The following is a 19,811-nucleotide window of genomic DNA, read 5'->3' on the forward strand; positions in this document are numbered from 1 at the left end:
TCCGTTACACCTTTTCCACGTTCACCAGGAACGCCTTGAATTCCGGCGTCTGGGTGTTGGCGTCGCCCACGAACGGCGTCAGCGTGTTGGCGATAAAGCCTTTCTTCGCGACCCCTTCGTAACCCCAGTGGATTGGAATACCGATGGTATCCACCTGTTTGCCGTCCACGTTGAGCGTGCGAATACGCTTGGTCACCACCGCTTTGGCTTTGATATAGCCGCGGTTGGAGGAGACTTTCACGGTATCGCCCTGCGCGATGCCAAGCTTGCCGGCAAGTTTCTCGCCTATCTCCACAAACTGTTCCGGCTGCGCGATGGCGTTTAACAGCGCGTGCTTGGTCCAGTAGTGGAAATGCTCGGTCAGACGGTACGTGGTGCCGACATACGGGAACTTATCCGCTTTGCCCATCGCTTCCAGATCGCCTTTGAACACGCGCGCCGCCGGGTTAGACACCACGTTCGGGTGCAGCGGGTTGGTGCCAATCGGCGTCTCGAACGGCTCGTAGTGTTCCGGGAACGGGCCTTCCGCCATTTTGTCGATGGCGAACAGGCGGCCCATGCCTTCCGGCTGCATGATAAACGGACCGACATCGCTGCCCGGTGGCGCGGTGCTGTAGTCCGGGATATCGGCGCCGACCCACTTGCCGTTGGCGTAAGAGAGAAGCTGGCGTTTCGGGTCCCACGGTTTGCCCTGCGGATCCGCGGAGGCGCGGTTATACAGGATGCGACGGTTCAGCGGCCACGCCCATGCCCAGCCCAGCGTATTGCCAAGGCCCGACGGGTCGGCGTTGTCGCGGCGCGCCATCTGGTTGCCGTCCGGCGTCCAACTACCGGCGAAGATCCAGCAGCCGCTCGAGGTGGTGCCGTCGTCGCGCAGGTGCGCGAAGGTGCCCAGCTGATCGCCTTTCTTCGCCAGTACGTTGCCGGTCACCGGATCGATGATATCCGCCAGCGCTTTACCGTTGCTCTCCATAGCCACTTCTTCCGGCGACGGGTTTTCCGGCGTCGAATAGTTCCAGCTCATGCTGAGCACCTGTTCCGGGCACGCGCCGCCCTGCTCGGCGTACATCTTACGCAGGCGCAGGAAGATGCCGGCCAGAATTTCGCCGTCGTTCAGCGCTTCGCCCGGTGCATCCTGGCCTTTCCAGTGCCACTGCAGCCAGCGGCCGGAGTTCACGATAGATCCGTTCTCTTCGGCAAAGCAGGTGGACGGCAGGCGGAACACTTCGGTCTGAATGCTCGCCGGATCGACATCGTTCTGCTCGCCGTGGTTCTGCCAGAAGGTAGAGGTCTCGGTATTGAGCGGATCGATAGTCACCAGGAACTTCAGTTTTGAGAGTGAAGCGACCACTTTGTTTTTGTTCGGGAACGAGGCGACCGGGTTAAAGCCCTGGCAGATGTAGCCGTTGACTTTGCCCTGGTGCATCATCTCGAAATATTGCAGGACGTCGTAGCCTTTATCCCACTTCGGCAGCCAGTCGAAGCCCCAGCTGTTCTCCGCCGTCGCTTTATCGCCATAGAAGGCTTTCATCAGCGAAACGAAGAATTTCGGGTAGTTGCCCCAGTAGTTCACCTGGCCTTCCAGCAGCGGTTTCGGCGTGTTGGCGGTCAGGTAGGTTTGCAGATCGGCCTGTTTTTCGCTTGGCAGCGACATGTAGCCGGTCAGGCTCTGGCTCAGCAGACCGAGGTCGGTCAGACCCTGAATGTTGGAGTGTCCGCGAAGCGCATTCACGCCGCCGCCCGCCATACCCATATTACCCAGCAGCAGCTGGATCATGGCCATAGTACGGATGTTCTGGGCGCCCACGGAGTGCTGCGTCCAGCCGAGCGCATACAGGAACGACGCGGTTTTGTCGTGCACGCTGGTTTCGGCGATGTATTCGCACACCTTGAGGAAATCGGCTTTCGGCGTCCCACAGATATTCTCAACGACATCCGGCGTATAGCGGGAGACGTGCGTTTTCAGCAGGTTCCAGACGCAGCGCGGGTGAGAGAGCGTGGTATCGCGTTTCGCGAAGCCTTTTTCATCCAGCTCATAGTGCCAGCTGGTTTTGTCATATTTGCGTTTTTCCGCGTCGTAGCCGGTAAACAGGCCGTCATCGAAACCGTAATCTTCACGCACGATCAGGCTGGCGTTAGTGTAGGCCTCGACATATTCGCGGTTAAACTTGTTGTTGTTCAGCAGGTACAGCAGTACGCCTGACAGGAAAGCGATGTCAGTACCGGAACGGATAGGCGTATAGAAATCGGCCACCGACGCCGTGCGCGTAAAGCGCGGGTCAATCACGATAAGCTTCGCGCCATTGTGGATCTTGGCTTCCATCGCCCAGCGGAAACCCACCGGATGCGCTTCTGCCGCGTTCCCACCCATCACGACGATGAGGTTGGCGTTCTTCATATCAACCCAGTGGTTGGTCATCGCACCGCGACCAAATGTTGGAGCAAGACTTGCTACCGTTGGTCCGTGTCAGACACGCGCCTGGTTATCCACGGCTAACATGCCGAGGGCGCGGGTAAATTTCTGGGTTAAATAGCCGGTTTCGTTACTGGAAGCGGAGGCGCACAGCATACCGGTGGAGAGCCAGCGGTTAACGGTCGTGCCTTCGGCGTTTTGCGCGATGTAGTTCGCGTCGCGGTCTTCTTTCATCAGCTTCGCGATGCGATCGAACGCGTCTTCCCAGCTGATGCGCTGCCATTTATCGGAGCCTGGCGCGCGGTATTCCGGGTACTTCAGACGCGATTCGGAGTGGATGAAATCCACCAGACCTGCGCCTTTCGGGCAAAGCGCCCCGCGGTTGACCGGATGATCCGGGTCCCCTTCGATGTGGAAAATCGAGGATTTCGCGTTTTTCGCGCCGTCGCCGAGGCTATACATCAACAGCCCACAGCCGACGGAGCAGTACGTACAGGTATTACGGGTTTCGCGGGTGCGCAGCAGTTTATATTGCCGTGTTTCCGCCAGCGCGACGCTGGGGGCAAATCCCAGTGCGGCTGCCGTGGTGCCTGCCATACCGCCAGCGCAGATCTTAAAGAACTGCCTTCTGCTGACCTGCATGGATTGCTCCTTGTTCAGACATTGTCACAAAGTAAGTCGTATGGTTTTTCTTTTGCGGATGCCGCCGCAACGGTTCACAATCATCATTCCCTTCTTAAAGAGGAGGGATTAGGCGCAACAGAATACCACAATGTTGCTGAGGCTGTTTCAGACGGTTAATAAAAAGTGAATAAGAACCATCCAGAACTGTTGCAAAACGTGACCGACGTCACCGCCGCTCGTTCCCTTCCGCTCTGGAAAAGAGAGAATCTCACCACCACAGAGCCGGACTGGCTGGCGGAAGAAGTGCCGGTAGCGCTGGTCTACAACGGTATATCCCACGTCGTGATGATGGCGTCTCCCAAAGATTTGGAAATCTTCGCCCTTGGGTTTTCTTTATCGGAAGGAATTGTCGAATCTTCACACGAAATTTACGGTATGGATATTATCCATGGGTGTAATGGTATCGAAATTCAGGTGGAACTTTCCAGCCGTCGCTTTATGGGGCTCAAAGCGCGCCGCCGCAATCTGGCGGGGCGGACCGGCTGCGGCGTCTGCGGCGTGGAACTGCTTAACGATATTGTGCGTCCTCTGGCTCCGCTGCCGTTCACGCAAACTTTCTCGCTTGATAACCTCGACGGCGCGCTGCGTCAGCTTGCCAGCGTCCAGCCTGTCGGCGAGCTCACCGGCTGTACGCACGCCGCCGCCTGGCTGACGCCGCAGGGCGATATCGCGGGCGGGCATGAGGATGTCGGGCGTCACGTCGCGCTGGATAAACTGCTCGGCCGCCGCGCGCGTGAAGCGTGGCAGCAGGGCGCGGTACTGGTCTCGAGTCGCGCCAGCTATGAGATGGTGCAGAAAGCCGCGACCTGCGGCGTGGAAATTCTCTTTGCGGTCTCTGCCGCCACCACGCTCGCCGTGGAAGTCGCCGAGCGCTGCAACCTGACGCTGGTGGGCTTTTCGCGCCCTGGCCGCGCGACGATTTATACGCATCCGCAGCGCCTGATCGCAGGCGATAAAAACGCATAAAAATTGTTCAGTTTTTCTGACAAAGAACGGCAAATCCTTCCGCTTTTGGTTTCCGGTGTGCAGGTCTACTATTACACACATCGAAGGCGACACGCCTTCTCACTTAAACCAGAACTGAAGGAATATTGCCATGAACACTATCAAATCTTTTGTCGCAGTTATGACCCTTGCTACCGCTTTCGGCGCTTTCGCTGGCCAGTCCATCACCGCGACCGACACCACGCTCTCCGGCGCGGAAGCTAAAATCGCCGCGCAGGCCGAGCAGATGGGCGCGACGTACAAAATCACCGAAGCGTTCACCGGCAATCAGGTCCACATGACCGCCGAACTGAACAAATAAGCCAGAAGTTGTCGAAAGAGCGCCTGCGGGCGCTTTTTTTATGGCATCCCCGCCAGACGCAGCAGCGCGGTGACGACTGCCGCCGCAACAATCACCACGATTAACGGCGCCTTGCGCCAGGCCAGAAAGAGCGCGAACGCCACGCCCAGCACCCTCGCCATACCCGCAAAATGCTCGCTTTCATAGAAAGTGGCCGCCAGCGCCACGGCAAACAGCAATGTCGTTGCCGCATCGGAGAGCAGCGCCTGCGCCCGTTCGCTCAGCGCCAGCTTGTTACCGAGCTTCGCCCCGCCAAAGCGCATCAGATACGTGCCGACAGAAAGTACGGCGATCCCAGCCAGAATCATCATGGTGCTCGCCATTATTTCTTCCTCGTGAATAAGCCCGCCAGCGAGAGCAGCACCGGCAGCCCGACCGGCGCGAACGGCACGGCGGCAAGCGAGAGCGCCGCGCCGCTGCCTGCGCGGATAAGCGTGGTTCTGTTTTTCAGGGCGGGCAGCACCAGCGCGAGTAAGATCGCCGGGAAAACGGCGTCAAGACCGATGGTTTCCGGCGCGGGAAGCAGCGTGCCCATCGCCACGCCGATAACAACGCCAAGCGGCCAGCACAGCGCCACGCCAAGCCCGCACAGCCAGTACGCCGCTTTGCGCGTTTCGGGCGTCTCCTGCGATAGCCCGAACACCACGCTTTCATCATTCATGATGTGCGAGCCCAGCAGTCTTTTCGCGCCACGGCCCACGAGATCCCGCACCGTGATGCCAAACGGCAGATGGCGCGCGTTAACCAGCAGACCCGCCGCCGCCGCGGCCAGCGGGTTCCCCCCGCTTGCGACGATGCCGATAAAAATAAACTCCGACGCGCCTGCCAGCACCGCGATGGACAGCAGCAGCGGCACCCACATCGCGAAGCCATAAGCCATCGCCAGCGTGCCATAAGAAATACCCACCACGCCGACGGCCAGACAGACCAGCGCAATAGCCTTTATAATGTCGCCTTTAAGACAGGCGAACCGGTGTAGAATCATACGTTTTTCACCCATAACGAACGAATGAACATTATAATGAACAGACCGCGGCCGATTTTCAACACGAACGTTCGTTCATTTTAACGAACCAGGGAGTCCGACATGACACAGCCCATCACCGTGATTGCTCAAAGTCTCGTGCGTGAACGCACGCGCGCCGGGTTATCGCTGGCCGAAGTGGCCCGCCGCGCGGGGATCGCGAAATCCACGCTGTCCCAGCTCGAAGCCGGGAACGGTAATCCGAGCCTGGAGACGCTCTGGGCGTTATGCGTGGCGCTCGATATTCCTTTCGCCCGCCTGATGGAGCCGCAGGCCAATAAAACGCAGGTGATCCGCCGCGGCGAAGGGCCAAAAGTCGTGGCGGAACTCGCCAATTATCAGGCGATTTTGCTGGCGACCTGTCCGCCTGGCGCGCGTCGCGATATCTACCTGTTACTGACGCAGCCGGAAGGCGAGCGCCTGTCGCAGCCGCATCCAACGGGTTCGGTGGAACATATCATCGTGACGCAGGGACGCGCGCTGGTCGGGCTGGTGGAAGCGCCGGAGGAGTTGCACGCCGGGGATTACATCTGTTACCCGGCCGATCGGGCACATATTTTTCGCGCGCTGGAGCCGGATACTCAGGCAATTCTGGTGGCGGAACAGAATTAAGCCCTACAGAATCTGTGGACGCCTGCGACGCCCCCAGGCGACACTTTTACGCATCATGCAATCAGGCACTTAACTTATGTCGCTTAAAGCAATCGCCGCACAACTTGGCCTCTCCGTCACCACCGTCAGCCGCGCGCTGAACGGTTACGATGACGTTTCTCAGGAGACCCGCGCGCGGGTGGAGGCCGAAGCGGCGCGACGCGGCTACCGGCCTAACACGTTCGCGCGTCGCCTGAAAATGGGCAAAATCGACGCCGTCGGGCTGGTCTTTCCCGTGCATCCCGTGCCGCTCAATAACAGCGTCTTTATGGAGATGGTGGGCGAGATAAGCCGCGAACTGGCCCAACATGAGGTCGATTTGCTGCTGATTGCCGATGACGATCTGGCGGACAGCCACAGCTATATGCGTCTGGTGCAAAGCCGCCGCGTGGACGCGCTGATCGTGGCGCATACGCTCGATAACGACCCACGTTTGCAGCAGCTCCAGACGGTGAATTTTCCTTTCCTGGCGCTCGGGCGCAGCCGGTTGCCGCAACCCTACGCCTGGTTTGATTTCGATAACTACGCCGGTACGCATCAGGCCACCGAGCGGTTAATTCGTCTCGGCCACCGGCGCATCGCGATGCTTGGCGAGCACAACAGCCAGGCGTTTATCACCCAGCGCCGCGAGGGCTGGCGAGACGCGCTGAAAGCGCATCAGCTTGATGACAGCGGCCTGCGGATGCTGCCGCCTACCCGCCGCGCGGGCTACAAAGCGGTGCTGGAACTGATGGCGCTGCCCGCGCCGCCGACGGCCATTGTGACCGACTGCAACTCGCTTGGCGACGGGGCCGCGATGGCGCTGCAAACCCTCAATCGCTTACAGGGCGAAGGGGCCGTTTCGCTGGTGGTCTATGACGGTCTGCCGCCCGACAGCATCGTGGAGATGGACGTGGCGGCGGTCATTCAGTCCACGCGCGAAGGCGTGGGCCGGCAAATCGCCGGCATGGTGCAGCGTCTCATCGCGGGCGAGCCCGCAGAACAGCTCCAGGTGCTGTGGCAGCCCGATTTTCTGGAGGGCGACACGCTGCACCCCGCTGACTAAACCCTTCCCCTTCTCTTAAACAAAATCCTGTGCAGATCACACATCCGAAACGTTTTGGTTGGCATCCGAAACGTTTCGGATCAACAGTAAAAGCATTCCTTATTCCGGAGATGCTTTTATGGAAATCTGCATTCATCGACTCACCAGCCCTGCAACCGATGTTGTTATCAAAACGTACCCCTTCGCCGAAATTGTCTACTGGGGGCCGCATCTTGCGCGCTTTTCGGAGCAGGATTGCGCGAGCCTTTTACGCCCGGTGGCTAATGGCCGTCTGGATACCGACTCACCCGTTACGTTAATGGCGGAGAACGGCCACGGGCTGTTTGGCGCGCCGGGGCTGGAAGGGCACCGCAACGGGCTGGACGCCTCGCCGGTGTTTATCACGCAGGACGTCAACCAGAACGGGCAGACGCTGGTGATCACCAGTGAAGACGCCACTGCCGGGCTGCGGCTCGTGAGCGAGCTTTCGCTCAGCGACAGCGGCGTGCTAAAGGTGCGCCACGGCCTGACCAATCTGCGCGACGGGGCCTGGCAGGTGGATCGTTTCGCGGTCACGCTGCCGGTGGCGGAGCGGGCGTTTGAAGTGATGGCGTTTCATGGTCGCTGGACGCGCGAGTTCCAGCCGCACCGCGTGACGTTAAGCCACGACGGCTTTGTGCTGGAGAACCGCCGCGGGCGCACCTCGCACGAGCATTTTCCGGCGCTTATCGCCGGTACGCCGGGGTTTGGCGAGCAGCACGGCGACGTCTGGGGCGTGCACCTTGGCTGGAGCGGCAACCACCGGCTGAAGTGCGAAGCGAAAACCGACGGGCGGCGCTATCTCCAGGCCGAGGCGCTTTATCTGTCGGGTGAAATGGCGCTGGCGATCGGCGAGACGCTGCACACGCCGTGGCTCTATGCGAGCCACTCCACGCGCGGCCTGAACGGCATGAGCCAGCAGTTCCACCGCTTTCTGCGTGAGGAAATTATTCGTTTTCCCGGCAACAAACCGCGCCCGGTGCACCTCAACACCTGGGAGGGGATCTACTTCGACCACCAGCCGGAGTACATCATGCAGATGGCGACCAGCGCCGCGGCGCTTGGCGTGGAGCGCTTTATCATCGACGACGGCTGGTTCAAGGGCCGCAACGACGACCACGCGGCGCTCGGCGACTGGTATCTCGATGAGCAGAAATACCCGAACGGCCTGATGCCGGTGATTAACCATGTGAAAAATCTCGGCATGGAGTTCGGCATCTGGGTGGAGCCGGAGATGATCAACCCTGATTCCGATCTTTACCGCGCGCACCCGGACTGGGTGCTGGCGCTGCCGGGCTATCCGAAAACCACCGGACGCCACCAGTGGGTGCTTAATCTCAACATTCCTGAGGCCTTCGAGTACCTGCTGGAACGCATGAGCTGGCTTCTGGGCGAGCACCCGGTCGATTACGTGAAGTGGGACATGAACCGCGAACTGGTGCAGCCGGGCCACGCGGGCAAAGCGGCGGCGGACGCCCAGACGCGCCAGTTCTATCGTCTGCTGGATGTGCTGCGCGCGCGCTTCCCGCACGTTGAGTTTGAGTCCTGCGCGTCCGGCGGCGGGCGTATCGATTTCGAAGTGCTGACACGCACGCACCGCTTCTGGGCCTCCGACAACAACGACGCGCTGGAGCGCAACACCATCCAGCGCGGTATGAGCTACTTCTTCCCGCCGGAAGTCATGGGCGCGCATATCGGCAACCCGCGCTGCCACGCGACTTTCCGCCAGCACAGTATTGAATTTCGCGGCCTGACGGCGCTGTTCGGTCATATGGGGCTGGAGCTGGACCCGGTCAGCGCCGGCGAGCAGGAGGCGGCGGGCTATCGGCGCTATGCCGCGCTCTATAAAGAGTGGCGCGAGCTGATCCACACCGGAAACCTGTGGCGCGTGGAGATGCCGGACGCCGCCACGCAGGTGCAGGGCGTCGTCAGTCAGGATAAGTCGCAGGGGCTGTTCCTGATAAGCCAGCTGGCGATGCCGGACTACACGCTGCCGGGCGCGCTGCGCGTGCCGGGGCTCGATCCGCAGGCCCGTTACCAGGTGCGTCTCGTGGATCATCCGAATATTCAGCTGACCGGCGAAGGCGGCCACACCATGCGCAGGCTGCCCGGCTGGATGAACGAGCCTGTCAGCGCCAGCGGCGAATGGCTGGCGCAGGCGGGGCTACAACTGCCGGTGCTCGACCCGGAAACCGCGATGCTTATCGCGTTTGAGCGCGTGTAACAGGCGGGCGCCGCGAAGGCGGCGCCTCAATGGTCTGGTCTTCTAAGGGCGACAATAATGAAAAATACCGTCTGTACCCCAAAACATAACCCGAACTTCTGGATCTTTGGTCTCTTCTTCTTTTTCTACTTCTTCATCATGGCCACCTGCTTTCCGTTTCTGCCTATCTGGCTGTCGGATGTGATTGGCCTGAACAAAACCGATACCGGCATTGTATTCTCCTGTATGTCGTTGTTCGCCATCGCGTTTCAGCCGGTGCTGGGCGTGATTTCCGATAAGCTGGGCTTAAAAAAACATCTGCTGTGGATTATCACCACCTTGCTGGTGCTGTTCGCGCCGTTCTTCCTGTGGGTCTTCGGGCCGCTGCTGAAGGTGAATATCTGGCTCGGCGCGCTGATGGGCGGACTGTATATCGGCTTTTGCTTCTCCTCCGGTGCCGGGGCGATTGAGGCATACATTGAGCGCGTGAGCCGCAGCAGCGGTTTTGAATATGGCAAGGCGCGCATGTTTGGCTGCCTCGGCTGGGGGCTGTGCGCCTCGACGGCGGGGATGCTGTTTAACGTCAACCCGGCCATCGTGTTCTGGATGGGCTCCTGCGCCGCGCTGGTGCTGATGGGGCTGCTGCTGGTGGCGCGCCCTCGCGCGAATCAGACGGCGCAGGTGATGAACGCGCTCGGCGCCAACCAGCCGCAGGTAACGGCGAAAATGGCGCTGGGCCTGTTCCGCCTGCCGAAGCTGTGGATGTTTATTTTGTATGTGGTGGGCGTGGCGTGCGTGTATGACGTGTTTGATCAGCAGTTCGCGACGTTTTTTAAATCGTTCTTCCCGACGCCGCAGGCGGGCACGCAGGCGTTTGGTTTCGCCACCACGGCGGGGGAGTTGTGCAACGCCATCATTATGTTCTGCTCGCCGTGGATCATTAACCGCATCGGCGCGAAAAACACGCTGCTGATTGCGGGCACGATTATGGCCACGCGCATTATCGGCTCGGCGTTCGCCACGAACGTTTATGAAATCGTGGCGCTGAAAATGCTGCACGCGCTGGAAGTGCCGTTCCTGCTGGTGGGCGCGTTTAAATACATTACCGGCGTGTTTGATACGCGTTTGTCGGCGACCATTTATCTGATTGGTTTTCAGTTTGCCAAGCAGATGGCGGCGATTTTTCTCTCCGCCTTCGCCGGTACGATGTATGACCGGATAGGGTTTCAGGATACCTATCTCATCCTCGGCAGTTTTGTGCTGGCGATAACGGTGGTGTCGGCGTTTACGCTCTCAGGCACGCGGCAGGGCGTGGGGTTAAAAGAGACGGTGAAGGCGTAGTAATGGCGGGTGTCTAATCACGGCGGGTGCGCTGCGCTTACCCGCCCTACGGTTAATGGAAGGCTTTGTGTTATCCAGGGCGGGTAAGCGCCAGCGCACCCGCCAGTCCCAGAATTGAACCTCTCGTAGGGCGGGTAAGCGCCAGCGCACCCGCCATTCATCCACTCCCGCGCTCACTCCAGATAAAACACGTTTTTCAACTCCTGGCTCACCGGGCTATTGTCCGGGTTGGACGGCATAATCTCGCGCATATGCTTCCACCAGCGCTGGCATACCTCGGTGCGCGCCACGGCGTTCCAGCGCGCCTCGCTTTCAATCTCAACCGTCGCGAAGAGCAAATGACGCTGCGCATCAAGCCAGATGGCGTAATGGTGCGCGCCATGCTGTTTCAGCACCGCCGCAAGCTCCGGCCAGATGGGAGAGTGGCGGCGCTGATACTCCTCGTGCGCGTCCGGGTTGACCTGCATTACAAACGCTTTGCGGATCATCATGCCTCCTGACAATATTTACGGAGGGCCAATATCGCGTTCATGCGGCTCTCCCTGGTTTTGCGGTAATGGTGGGTGCGCTTCGCTTACCCGCCCTACCAGTCATCTCATCAATGTAGGGTGGGTAAGCGCAGCGCACCCACCGTCTACCTCCACGACGCCCGCCCGCTTACAGCGCGATAGCGCCCGCGTGCGGCGTCACGCCAAAACGCTCGCCGAGCGCAATCAACTCCTCGCGCGTGATGGTCTGCTTCATGCCGCCCATCGACAGCACCTTGACCAGGATCTCGGCGGATTTCTCGGCGGTATCGATAAGCCCGAACGCCTCATCAAGCGTCGGCCCGGTGCCGAAAATACCGTGATGCGGCCACAGCACCAGCGTGTGGGTTTTCATCTGCTCCGACGTGGCGCTGCCGATGCCATCGGTGCCCGGCACCATCCACGGCACAATGCCGATGCCGTCCGGGAACACCACCAGGCATTCGGTGCTGCCTTCCCACAGCAGGCGCGTAAAGCGCGCTTCATCAAGCTCCAGCACAAAACTTAGCGCAATCAGGTTCGTGGCGTGGCAGTGCATGATCACGCGATCCTGGCCGCCGGAGACGGCTTTGCGCACCGCGTGCGACTGAAAATGCGACGCCAGCTCCGACGTCGGCAGGCCGCCGTTACTGAGCCCCCAGTGAATGTGGTACGCCATGCCGTCGTCGGTGATTTGCAGCAGCACCAGCGTGTCTGCCGGATCGAGCTGCACGTTGCGGAAAAACTTCCCGGAGCCGGTCACGAGGAACCAGCAGCCCGCGAGCTCCGTGCGCGGCTGGCTCAGCTCCACGCAGCGCGGCGCGGGGTAAAACTCATCGCGGTAAGGCTCCACGTCGGCCGCGTCAAGGCGCAGGCTTACATTGCCGCCGTTACGTTCGTCCCAGCCTTTCAGCCACATATCGCTGGTGGCTTTAACCATCCCCTGAACAAACCAGGAAGAGAGAATACGTTGCATGAGTGCTCCTTAGCGCGTGCTTAATACGTGTTGTTCATAGTGGCGGACGGCGGAGAGCCACGCGGCGTCGGCTGGCGTGTCGTGGCGCTCGCAATACATCTCCCAGACGGCCTGCCACGGCAGCGATTTCTGCTCTTCGAGCAGCGCCAGACGCGCGGTGTAATCGCCGTCAAGCTCCAGCTGACGCAGTTGCGCGGTCGGCTCCAGCAGCGCGCGCAGCAGCGCTTTTTTCATGTTGCGGGTGCCAATCACCCACGCCGCGATGCGGTTGATGGAGGCGTCGAAGAAATCGAGGCCGATATGCACGCGGTCAAACAGGTCATGACGAATAATTTCGCCGGCGATGGCCTGGGTTTCGTCATCCAGCAGCACGACATGATCGCTGTCCCAGCGCACCGGACGGCTCACATGCAGCAGCAGACGCGGTACATAAAGTATCGCGGCGGAGATTTTGTCGGAGATCACTTCCGTCGGGTGGAAATGGCCGGCGTCGAGGCACAGCGCGGTCTGGCGGCTGGCGGCATAGCCCAGGTAAAACTCGTTCGAGCCGACGGTGTAGCTCTCCGCACCGATGCCGAACAGCTTGCTCTCTACGGCGTCGATGTGGTGCGCCGGATTGAGTTTTTCGCGGATAACGTCATCCAGCGCGGCGAGCAGACGGCGTCGCGGCGCCAGGCGATCCACCGGCGTATCTTTCATGCCGTCCGGGATCCAGATGTTCATCACCGACGGCGTGCCGAGCTGTTCGCCGAACGACGCCGACACGCGGCGGCTCGCCTGGCAGTGCTCAATCCAGAACTGACGAATTTCCGGGTTGGGGTGCGAGAGCGTAAAGCCGTCGGCGCTCAGCGGGTGCGAGAAGCACGACGGGTTGAAATCCAGCCCCAGCCGGCGTTCGCGCGCCCACGCCACCCAGTTCGCGAAGTGTGCCGGTTTGATCTCATTGCGGGCGACCGGCGTGTCGGATTCCAGATAGATGGCGTGCAGGTTCAGGCGTTTGGGGCCGGGGATCAGGCGCAGCGCCTGGTCGAGATCGGCGCGCAGTTCTTCGGCGTTGCGCGCCTTGCCCGGATAGTTGCCGGTCGCCTGAATGCCGCCGGTGAGCTGTCCCTGCGGGTTTTCAAAACCGGCCACGTCGTCGCCCTGCCAGCAGTGCATGGAGACCGGCAGGCGGTCGAGCTGGTTTAGCGCGGCTTCGGCATCGACGCCGACGGCGGCGAAGCGCTGCTTCGCCAGTTCCCAGGCCTGCTGAATGTGAGTGGTCATGCGTAAAGCTCCTTCCTGATTTGACGGGACGGCGATACCCGCGCCGCGTGGCGCGCTATTTCGCTGTCCGTCTGAGGGTGAAAAGGGGTCAGCGTCTGGCTGGCGGTGACAACGCGGCGAAACGCGTCGACATCGGCGATGTCGTCCAGCGCCATCAGCTGACAGCCGATATTGCCGAGCGTGGAGGCTTCCACCGGGCCGGCCTGCACCGGAATACCGCAGGCATCGGCGCAAAGCTGATTCAGCAGCGGGTTCTGGCTGCCGCCGCCGACAATGTGCAGCACTGTGAACGGCCGCCCGCGCAGGGCGGTGAGTTCATCCAGCACGCGGGCGTACAGCAGCGCCAGGCTGTCAAAAACGCAGCGCGCCAGCTCTGCCGCGCTTTGCGGCGCAGGCTCGCCGCGCTCAAGGCAGGCGGCCTGAATTTCGCGGCTCATGCTTTGCGGGTTGATAAAGCGGTCGTCATTGGGGTTCACCACAAAGCGGCAGGGCGCAAGCGCGCGCGCCTCGTCGATAAGGGCGGGCAGGTCGGTAATCTGCTGCTCCTGGCAGACGCGCTGCAACAGCCACAGCCCCATGATGTTTTTCAGCACCCGGTAGCGCCCTTCGGCGCCGCCTTCATTGGTGATATTGGCCGCGAGCGCGCGGTCATCGGTGTACGGCGTTTTGCTCTCAAAACCCATCAGCGACCAGGTGCCGGAAGAGAGATACGCCGCGTCCGGCGTCGCCAGCGGCGCGGCGATCACCGCGCTGGCGGTGTCGTGCGTCGCCACGGAAACCACCGGCACTCCCACGCCCTGCGCGCTGCGCCAGTGGCCGATCACGTTGCCCGGATGCGTCGGCGCGCCGAGCCAGTGGCGCGGCACGCCCGCCCAGTCGAGCAGCGTCTCGTCCCAGTTATCGGTATTGATGTTAATGAGCTGGGTGGTGGTGGCATTGGTGTAATCCCAGTTCAGCGCGCCGGTCAGCCGGTAGCAGAGGTAATCCGGGATGAGCAGCGCATGCGCCACGCGCGCGACCAGCTCCGGCTGCTGCTCCACCAGCGCGCGAAACTGATACAGCGTGTTAAACGGCAGAAACTGAATGCCGGTGCGGCGGTAAATCGCCTCGCGGCCCATTTGCTGCTCGGCGCGGGCCATAATGCCGTCGGTGCGGCTGTCGCGATACGACACCGGCAGGCCGACGCGCTCGCCGCGCGCGTCCAGCAACACATAGTCGACGCCCCAGGTGTCGATGCCGATGCTGTCGATAGCGACGCCGCGCGCGCAGGCTTTCTCCAGACCCGCGCGCACTTCGCGCTCCAGCGCGTCCACATCCCAGGTGTCGAAGCCGTCCACGCGGCGCAGGCCGTTGGCGAAACGGTGTATTTCTTCAAGCGTCAGGCGCTGTCCGTGGCTGTCGTAGCGAGCCAGCATCACGCGGCCGCTGGAGGCGCCCAGATCGACCGCGACGCTATGGCGAATAGTCATGGTTGGGGTCCTTGTTGGAATCTCTGACGCCAGTCTAGGGAGCGGCGCGGCGGCGCACCTTCACTCCACGGACAGCGTGTTAAGCGCGCTGGCAAGGAAGCAAAGATGAACGTGAGGGAGTTCACAAAATGGCGTCTGGCCGCCGGGCCGGCAGCGGTGTGAGCCGCGCCGCATTTCCAGAAATTTCACGGTGTTTCTTAAAAATCCGACGGGCTTTGCGCGTTTTGGCGTCGAAAATTTAAGGTGTAAGTGAGAACCGTTATCTACTATCAGGCAGGTTTCACAGAACGCGGGGGCGATGATGACGGTACTACAGAGCGTTGATTTTTTCCCATCCGGCGCGGCGTCGGTCACCATTGAACCGCGTCTGCCGCAGGCGGCTTTTCCTGAACATCATCATGATTTTTATGAGATTGTTATCGTCGAGCACGGCACCGGCACGCATGTGTTTAATGGTCAGCCGTATACGCTCAGCGGCGGCTCCGTCTGCTTTGTGCGCGACCACGATCGCCATCTCTATGAGCACACCGAAAATCTCTGTCTGACCAATGTGCTGTATCGCTCGCCGCAGGCGTTCAGTTTCCTGTCGGGGCTTGAAAAGCTTTTGCCGCAGGAGCAGGACGGCCACTATCCGTCGCACTGGCGCATCAGCCAGCAGACGCTGCATCAGGCCCGTCCGCTGGTGGAGCGGCTCGAAGCGCTGCGCGAAAGCAGCGACGTGCATGCCATCGCCAGCATGGAGATGCTCTTTATGCAGCTGCTAATTTTACTGCGAAGCGGCGCGCATGCGCAGGGCGGCGGCCACGCCGATGAACGGCTGAATCAGCTTATCGCCTGGCTTGAGGAGCATTACGCGGAAGAGGTCTGCTGGGAGCGGCTGGCCGATAGCCACATGCTGTCGCTGCGCACGCTTCACCGCCAGCTTAAGCAGCGCACCGGCCTGACGCCGCAGCGCTACCTTAATCGTCTGCGCCTGATGAAAGCGCGCTATCTGCTGCGCCACAGCGAAGAGAGCGTTACGGATATCGCCTACCAGTGCGGTTTTGGCGACAGCAATCACTTCTCCACGCTGTTCCGGCGCGAGTTTTCGTGGTCGCCGCGCGATATTCGCCAGGGGCGCGACGGGCAAATCCAGTAACGCGAAGGGAATCACCGTTTTCTGCGGCGAAAAAGCGCATACTTTGCAGCCATTTGCCCCGGAGATACGCTGTGGCCTCTCAGTTAGTGCTCAGGAAAGCGGATTTCTTCGCGACACCCACCCAGCCGGTCGTCGTGGCGGATCGCTACCCGCAAAATGTTTTTGCCGAGCATACCCACGAGTTCTGCGAACTGGTGCTGGTGTGGCGCGGCAACGGGCTGCATGTGCTGAACGACAGGCCTTACCGCATTACCTGCGGCGATCTCTTTTATATCCGCGCCGAAGACCGCCACAGCTACCAGTCGGTTAACGACCTGGTGCTGCATAACATCATCTACTGCCCCGAACGGCTAAAACTTAACGTCAACTGGCGCGATCTGCTGGAAAACCCGCGTGGCGCGAGCGGCGACCCGCGCTGGCGGCTCAGCAGCCAGGGCATGGTGCAGGCGCGCCAGGTCATTGACCAGCTGGAGCATGAAAGCCCGAAGCAAGACGCGCTTTCGCACTGCCTGGCCGAAAGCCTCTTTTTACAGCTGGCGATTACGCTGCGCCGTCATCGTTATCAGCCGTCGGGCGGCGCGGGGCCGGGCGACGGCGAAACGCTCGATCTGCTGATGGCCGCGCTGGGCAACAGCCTGGAAGTGCCGTTCGATTTGCAACATTTTTGCAGCCATTACCAGATTGCCGAACGCCCGCTGCGCCAGCTGTTCCGCCAGCAGACGGGCATGAGCATCAGCCAGTATCTGCGCCAGCTGCGCATCTGCCAGGCGCAGTACCTGCTGCGCCACTCCTCGTTGCTGATTAGCGATATCGCCGCGCGCTGCGGCTTTGAAGACAGTAACTATTTCTCGGTGGTGTTTACCCGTGAAACGGGCGTGACGCCACGGGTGTGGCGTCAGCAGTGGGGCGCTCTGGCCGGTTAGTTGGTCGCCATGCCCAGCCCGACGATATTCGCCGCCACGATAATCACCACGCAGCCCAGACTCAGCACGCTGACCGGACGACGCCCGGCGGCTTTCCACTCGCGCAGCACCAGTCCGACGATCCCGCCGCACAGCACGTAGAAGCTCATGTGCAGCATCCAGCTGATGTAGTCATACTGCGCCGGGATGCGCGCATGGCCCCAGGCGTAGAAAAAGAACTGCAAATACCACATCAGCCCGCCCAGCGCCGAGAGCAGCACGTTGCTGATAAGCAGCGGTTTCGCCAGCGAGAAATCGGCTTTAATCGACAGATTTTTCACCTTCGCGAGGCGAATAAAACAGAAGCCGAGGTTAATCAGCGCGCCGCCGCCCATAATAACGACATAGCTTGGCAGCGCGACGTAGAGCGGATCGACGCCCAGCGCCGCGGCGGCTTCATGCATCGGCTTCGCGGCGTCCATCGCAAACGACATGCCTGCGGAGAACACGCCGCACAGCACCGCCAGCACCAGCCCTTTCTTCAGGTTAAACTCTTCGGCTTTGATGCCCATCTGGCGCTCTTTCAGCTGGCCTGCGCGGGTGACGATGGCGACGCCAATGAGCGCGACGAACACGCCAAGCAGCGTCATCTGCCCACCGGGCGTGCCGATGAGCAGCCCGAATTTACCGTTCAGCAGCGGCGTCATCAGCGTGCCGACAATCAGCGTAATGCCAATCGCGATGCCGATGCCCATCGACATGCCGAGATAGCGCATGGTCAGGCCGTAGTTAATGTTGCCGATGCCCCACATCGCGCCGAATAAAAACACCGGCAGCAGCGTGGCGGCGCTGAACGAGCGGTAATAGGCCCAGAAGTCGGGCAGCAGCAGGGCACTGACTGCCCAGGGTAAAATCAGCCACGACACCACGCCGCCCACCGACCACATGGTTTCCCAGGACCAGTGCCGCACCTTCTTAAACGGCGCATAAAAGCAGGCGGCGCTCGCCGCGCCAATCAAATGCCACAGTATGCCCATGGTTATTGCGTTACTCATGCTGTCGTCCTCGTTTCCGTCACAGAGCCAACGGGAGCGAAAGCCGCCCCCTAACCGAATCGAGTCTATTGAGGCGCTCAAATTTTCACCTTTGGGGCGCTGCCGCGAAGCGTTAACGGGTGGCAAAAAACAGGGGGTAAGCCGAACGGGGATCACACTTTGCAGCTAATTCAGACGATACCTAACGCATGGAAATCTGTGTAAAAATCGGCGCGAGGTGTCCATTTTCAGCCATTATTGCGTTAAGTTATAACCATATAAAAACTGCGGCATTGATAAACATTTTCAATATCATTTAATTAACTATAATGAACCCACTGCTTACGCGGCGTTAACACCTCTGCCGCCCGACAATAATGGAGATGATGAATATGAGTTACACACTGCCATCCCTGCCGTACGCATACGACGCCCTGGAACCGCATTTCGACAAGCAGACGATGGAAATCCATCACACCAAACACCACCAGACCTACGTCAACAACGCTAACGCGGCGCTGGAAAGCCTGCCGGAACTGGCGAATCTGCCGGTTGAAGAACTGATCACCAAACTGGATCAGGTTCCGGCTGATAAAAAAACCGTTCTGCGTAACAACGCGGGCGGCCACGCGAACCACAGCCTGTTCTGGAAAGGCCTGAAAAAAGGCACCACCCTGCAGGGCGACCTGAAAGCGGCTATCGAGCGCGATTTCGGCTCCGTTGAGAAATTCAAAGAAGAGTTCGAGAAAGCGGCTGCGACCCGTTTCGGCTCCGGCTGGGCGTGGCTGGTGCTGAAAGGCGACAAACTGGCTGTCGTTTCCACCGCAAACCAGGATTCCCCGCTGATGGGCGAAGCTATCTCCGGCGCTTCCGGCTACCCGATCCTGGGCCTGGACGTGTGGGAGCACGCGTACTACCTGAAATTCCAGAACCGTCGTCCGGACTACATCAAAGAGTTCTGGAACGTGGTTAACTGGGACGAAGCCGCAGCGCGTTTCGCTTCTCAGAAATAAGGTTGCAACCTGACCTGTAAAAAGCGAGCCTGATGGCTCGCTTTTTTTATATCCGCAAAAGGAGGCGCGTATGTATTTCCCGGTGCAGGTGTATCTCGGCAAAATCCGCGACTATGAAGGCAGCAGGCCCAGCGCCATCGGCAAAGTGCAGGTGGAGGGCGAGTTGTCGCTCACCAGCCGCGGGCTGGTTGGCGATCAGCAGGCGGAGAAGAAAATTCACGGCGGGGCGGACCGCGCGCTGTGCCACTATCCGCGCGAGCATTACGCCGTCTGGGCGCGTGAGTACCCGGAACAGGCGGAGTGGTTCGCGCCGCCCGCGTTTGGCGAGAATCTCTCGACGCTGGGGCTGACGGAAGAGAACGCGTTTATCGGCGATATCTTTCGCTGGGGCGAGGCGCTGATACAGATCACCCAGCCGCGTTCGCCGTGCTTTAAGGTCAATTTTCACTCGGGGATTAGCGAGCTTTCCGGCCGGATGCAGGATACCGCGCGCTGCGGCTGGCTGTACCGGGTGATCGGCGAAGGGAAGGTGTTCAGCGACGCGCCGCTGGAGCTGGTGTCGCGGGTGAGCGCTATTTCCGTGCGCGAGGCCGCCGCCATCGCGTGGCATACGCCGTTCGACGACGAGCAGTATCACCGGCTCCTGAGCGCCGGCGGCCTTTCCGCCAGTTGGGCGAAAACGCTGCAAAACCGGCGTCTTAACGGGAAGATCGAGAGTTTTTCACGCAGATTGTGGGGCCGGGGGTAGCAGGTCACGGTGGGTGCGCTGCGCTTACCCACCCT

Annotated in this window: 18 protein-coding genes; 10 read left to right on the forward strand and 8 right to left on the reverse strand. The window is 60.6% G+C overall.

What is annotated here, in order from left to right:
- Window positions 1-4: 4 nt before the first annotated feature.
- Window positions 5-3,055, reverse strand: coding sequence for a formate dehydrogenase-N subunit alpha (fdnG, locus tag AFK65_RS00500; protein WP_085959937.1), 3,051 nt, complete (start codon window positions 3,053-3,055; stop codon window positions 5-7).
- 165 nt (window positions 3,056-3,220) lie between these two features.
- On the opposite strand from fdnG, the gene fdhD reads away from it, so the two are divergent.
- Together fdhD and AFK65_RS00515 are read left to right on the forward strand one after the other, a co-directional pair.
- Window positions 3,221-4,063, forward strand: coding sequence for a formate dehydrogenase accessory sulfurtransferase FdhD (gene fdhD, locus AFK65_RS00510; RefSeq protein ID WP_007704103.1), 843 nt, complete (start codon window positions 3,221-3,223; stop codon window positions 4,061-4,063).
- A 130-nt stretch (window positions 4,064-4,193) separates the two neighbouring features.
- The gene (locus AFK65_RS00515) at window positions 4,194-4,403 is read left to right on the forward strand and encodes a YdgH/BhsA/McbA-like domain containing protein (RefSeq protein ID WP_004385160.1); all 210 of its coding nucleotides are present in this window, start codon (window positions 4,194-4,196) and stop codon (window positions 4,401-4,403) included.
- A 38-nt stretch (window positions 4,404-4,441) separates the two neighbouring features.
- Here AFK65_RS00515 and AFK65_RS00520 read toward each other — a convergent pair whose 3' ends face one another.
- Both AFK65_RS00520 and AFK65_RS00525 read right to left on the reverse strand, forming a co-directional pair.
- Window positions 4,442-4,765, reverse strand: a complete 324-nt coding sequence (locus AFK65_RS00520) for an AzlD domain-containing protein (protein ID WP_007704106.1) — start codon at window positions 4,763-4,765, stop codon at window positions 4,442-4,444.
- On the reverse strand, window positions 4,765-5,424 hold the full coding sequence (locus AFK65_RS00525) for an AzlC family ABC transporter permease (RefSeq protein ID WP_105611975.1): 660 nt from the start codon (window positions 5,422-5,424) through the stop codon (window positions 4,765-4,767). Before AFK65_RS00525 ends, AFK65_RS00520 begins: the two co-directional genes overlap by 1 nt.
- A gap of 105 nt (window positions 5,425-5,529) precedes the next feature.
- Between AFK65_RS00525 and AFK65_RS00530 the strand changes: the two genes are divergently transcribed.
- The 4 genes from AFK65_RS00530 to AFK65_RS00545 all read left to right on the forward strand — a co-directional run bounded on the left by AFK65_RS00530 (window position 5,530) and on the right by AFK65_RS00545 (window position 10,724).
- Window positions 5,530-6,078: a helix-turn-helix domain-containing protein gene (locus tag AFK65_RS00530; protein WP_038858415.1), complete on the forward strand. Its 549-nt coding sequence runs from the start codon at window positions 5,530-5,532 to the stop codon at window positions 6,076-6,078.
- A 76-nt stretch (window positions 6,079-6,154) separates the two neighbouring features.
- Entirely contained in the window at window positions 6,155-7,162 is a 1,008-nt protein-coding gene (locus tag AFK65_RS00535; RefSeq protein WP_038858413.1) for a LacI family DNA-binding transcriptional regulator, read from the forward strand.
- 118 nt (window positions 7,163-7,280) lie between these two features.
- Complete coding sequence (locus AFK65_RS00540; RefSeq protein ID WP_038858411.1) at window positions 7,281-9,404, forward strand: alpha-galactosidase; 2,124 nt, start codon at window positions 7,281-7,283, stop codon at window positions 9,402-9,404.
- A gap of 57 nt (window positions 9,405-9,461) precedes the next feature.
- Window positions 9,462-10,724 (forward strand): MFS transporter, encoded by a 1,263-nt coding sequence (locus AFK65_RS00545; protein ID WP_007704123.1) that lies wholly within the window; start codon window positions 9,462-9,464, stop codon window positions 10,722-10,724.
- Between the two features lie 173 nt (window positions 10,725-10,897).
- Here AFK65_RS00545 and rhaM read toward each other — a convergent pair whose 3' ends face one another.
- From rhaM to rhaB, 4 genes are all read right to left on the reverse strand, one after another.
- Window positions 10,898-11,212 (reverse strand): L-rhamnose mutarotase, encoded by a 315-nt coding sequence (gene rhaM, locus AFK65_RS00550; RefSeq protein ID WP_007704129.1) that lies wholly within the window; start codon window positions 11,210-11,212, stop codon window positions 10,898-10,900.
- 169 nt (window positions 11,213-11,381) lie between these two features.
- Window positions 11,382-12,206: a rhamnulose-1-phosphate aldolase gene (rhaD, locus tag AFK65_RS00555; RefSeq protein ID WP_038858409.1), complete on the reverse strand. Its 825-nt coding sequence runs from the start codon at window positions 12,204-12,206 to the stop codon at window positions 11,382-11,384.
- A 9-nt stretch (window positions 12,207-12,215) separates the two neighbouring features.
- Entirely contained in the window at window positions 12,216-13,472 is a 1,257-nt protein-coding gene (locus AFK65_RS00560) for an L-rhamnose isomerase (RefSeq protein WP_038858407.1), read from the reverse strand.
- Window positions 13,469-14,941 carry a rhamnulokinase gene (gene rhaB / locus AFK65_RS00565; protein WP_038858405.1) on the reverse strand — a complete coding sequence of 491 codons (1,473 nt, stop codon included), beginning with the start codon at window positions 14,939-14,941 and terminating at the stop codon, window positions 13,469-13,471. Before rhaB ends, AFK65_RS00560 begins: the two co-directional genes overlap by 4 nt.
- Window positions 14,942-15,242: 301 nt before the next feature.
- On the opposite strand from rhaB, the gene rhaS reads away from it, so the two are divergent.
- Together rhaS and rhaR are read left to right on the forward strand one after the other, a co-directional pair.
- On the forward strand, window positions 15,243-16,079 hold the full coding sequence (gene rhaS / locus AFK65_RS00570; RefSeq protein ID WP_032805789.1) for an HTH-type transcriptional activator RhaS: 837 nt from the start codon (window positions 15,243-15,245) through the stop codon (window positions 16,077-16,079).
- Between the two features lie 71 nt (window positions 16,080-16,150).
- Window positions 16,151-17,002 (forward strand): HTH-type transcriptional activator RhaR, encoded by an 852-nt coding sequence (rhaR, locus tag AFK65_RS00575; protein WP_038858403.1) that lies wholly within the window; start codon window positions 16,151-16,153, stop codon window positions 17,000-17,002.
- Here the strand turns inward: rhaR and rhaT are convergent.
- The gene (gene rhaT / locus AFK65_RS00580) at window positions 16,999-18,036 is read right to left on the reverse strand and encodes an L-rhamnose/proton symporter RhaT (RefSeq protein ID WP_032805101.1); all 1,038 of its coding nucleotides are present in this window, start codon (window positions 18,034-18,036) and stop codon (window positions 16,999-17,001) included. The two genes, rhaR and rhaT, sit on opposite strands and share 4 nt — an antisense overlap.
- 371 nt (window positions 18,037-18,407) lie before the next feature.
- Here rhaT and sodA point away from each other — a divergent pair, with 371 nt between their 5' ends.
- Together sodA and yiiM are read left to right on the forward strand one after the other, a co-directional pair.
- Entirely contained in the window at window positions 18,408-19,028 is a 621-nt protein-coding gene (gene sodA / locus AFK65_RS00585; RefSeq protein WP_015387089.1) for a superoxide dismutase [Mn], read from the forward strand.
- A gap of 70 nt (window positions 19,029-19,098) precedes the next feature.
- Window positions 19,099-19,776: a 6-hydroxyaminopurine reductase gene (yiiM, locus tag AFK65_RS00590; protein ID WP_007704160.1), complete on the forward strand. Its 678-nt coding sequence runs from the start codon at window positions 19,099-19,101 to the stop codon at window positions 19,774-19,776.
- Window positions 19,777-19,811: the final 35 nt, after the last annotated feature.

Origin of the sequence: Cronobacter universalis NCTC 9529, from assembly GCF_001277175.1 — a bacterium.
Taxonomy (GTDB): Bacteria; Pseudomonadota; Gammaproteobacteria; order Enterobacterales; family Enterobacteriaceae; genus Cronobacter; species Cronobacter universalis.

Excerpts from the sequence above, each read along its gene's own strand:
- AFK65_RS00515 (WP_004385160.1), top strand. The coding sequence starts at position 4,194 with ATGAACACTATCAAATCTTTTGTCGCAGTTATGACCCTTGCTACCGCT.
- AFK65_RS00520 (WP_007704106.1), bottom strand. The coding sequence starts at position 4,765 with ATGGCGAGCACCATGATGATTCTGGCTGGGATCGCCGTACTTTCTGTC.
- AFK65_RS00530 (WP_038858415.1), top strand. The coding sequence starts at position 5,530 with ATGACACAGCCCATCACCGTGATTGCTCAAAGTCTCGTGCGTGAACGC.
- AFK65_RS00535 (WP_038858413.1), top strand. The coding sequence starts at position 6,155 with ATGTCGCTTAAAGCAATCGCCGCACAACTTGGCCTCTCCGTCACCACC.
- AFK65_RS00540 (WP_038858411.1), top strand. The coding sequence starts at position 7,281 with ATGGAAATCTGCATTCATCGACTCACCAGCCCTGCAACCGATGTTGTT.
- AFK65_RS00545 (WP_007704123.1), top strand. The coding sequence starts at position 9,462 with ATGAAAAATACCGTCTGTACCCCAAAACATAACCCGAACTTCTGGATC.
- rhaM (WP_007704129.1), bottom strand. The coding sequence starts at position 11,212 with ATGATCCGCAAAGCGTTTGTAATGCAGGTCAACCCGGACGCGCACGAG.
- rhaD (WP_038858409.1), bottom strand. The coding sequence starts at position 12,206 with ATGCAACGTATTCTCTCTTCCTGGTTTGTTCAGGGGATGGTTAAAGCC.
- AFK65_RS00560 (WP_038858407.1), bottom strand. The coding sequence starts at position 13,472 with ATGACCACTCACATTCAGCAGGCCTGGGAACTGGCGAAGCAGCGCTTC.
- rhaB (WP_038858405.1), bottom strand. The coding sequence starts at position 14,941 with ATGACTATTCGCCATAGCGTCGCGGTCGATCTGGGCGCCTCCAGCGGC.
- rhaS (WP_032805789.1), top strand. The coding sequence starts at position 15,243 with ATGACGGTACTACAGAGCGTTGATTTTTTCCCATCCGGCGCGGCGTCG.
- rhaT (WP_032805101.1), bottom strand. The coding sequence starts at position 18,036 with ATGAGTAACGCAATAACCATGGGCATACTGTGGCATTTGATTGGCGCG.
- sodA (WP_015387089.1), top strand. The coding sequence starts at position 18,408 with ATGAGTTACACACTGCCATCCCTGCCGTACGCATACGACGCCCTGGAA.
- yiiM (WP_007704160.1), top strand. The coding sequence starts at position 19,099 with ATGTATTTCCCGGTGCAGGTGTATCTCGGCAAAATCCGCGACTATGAA.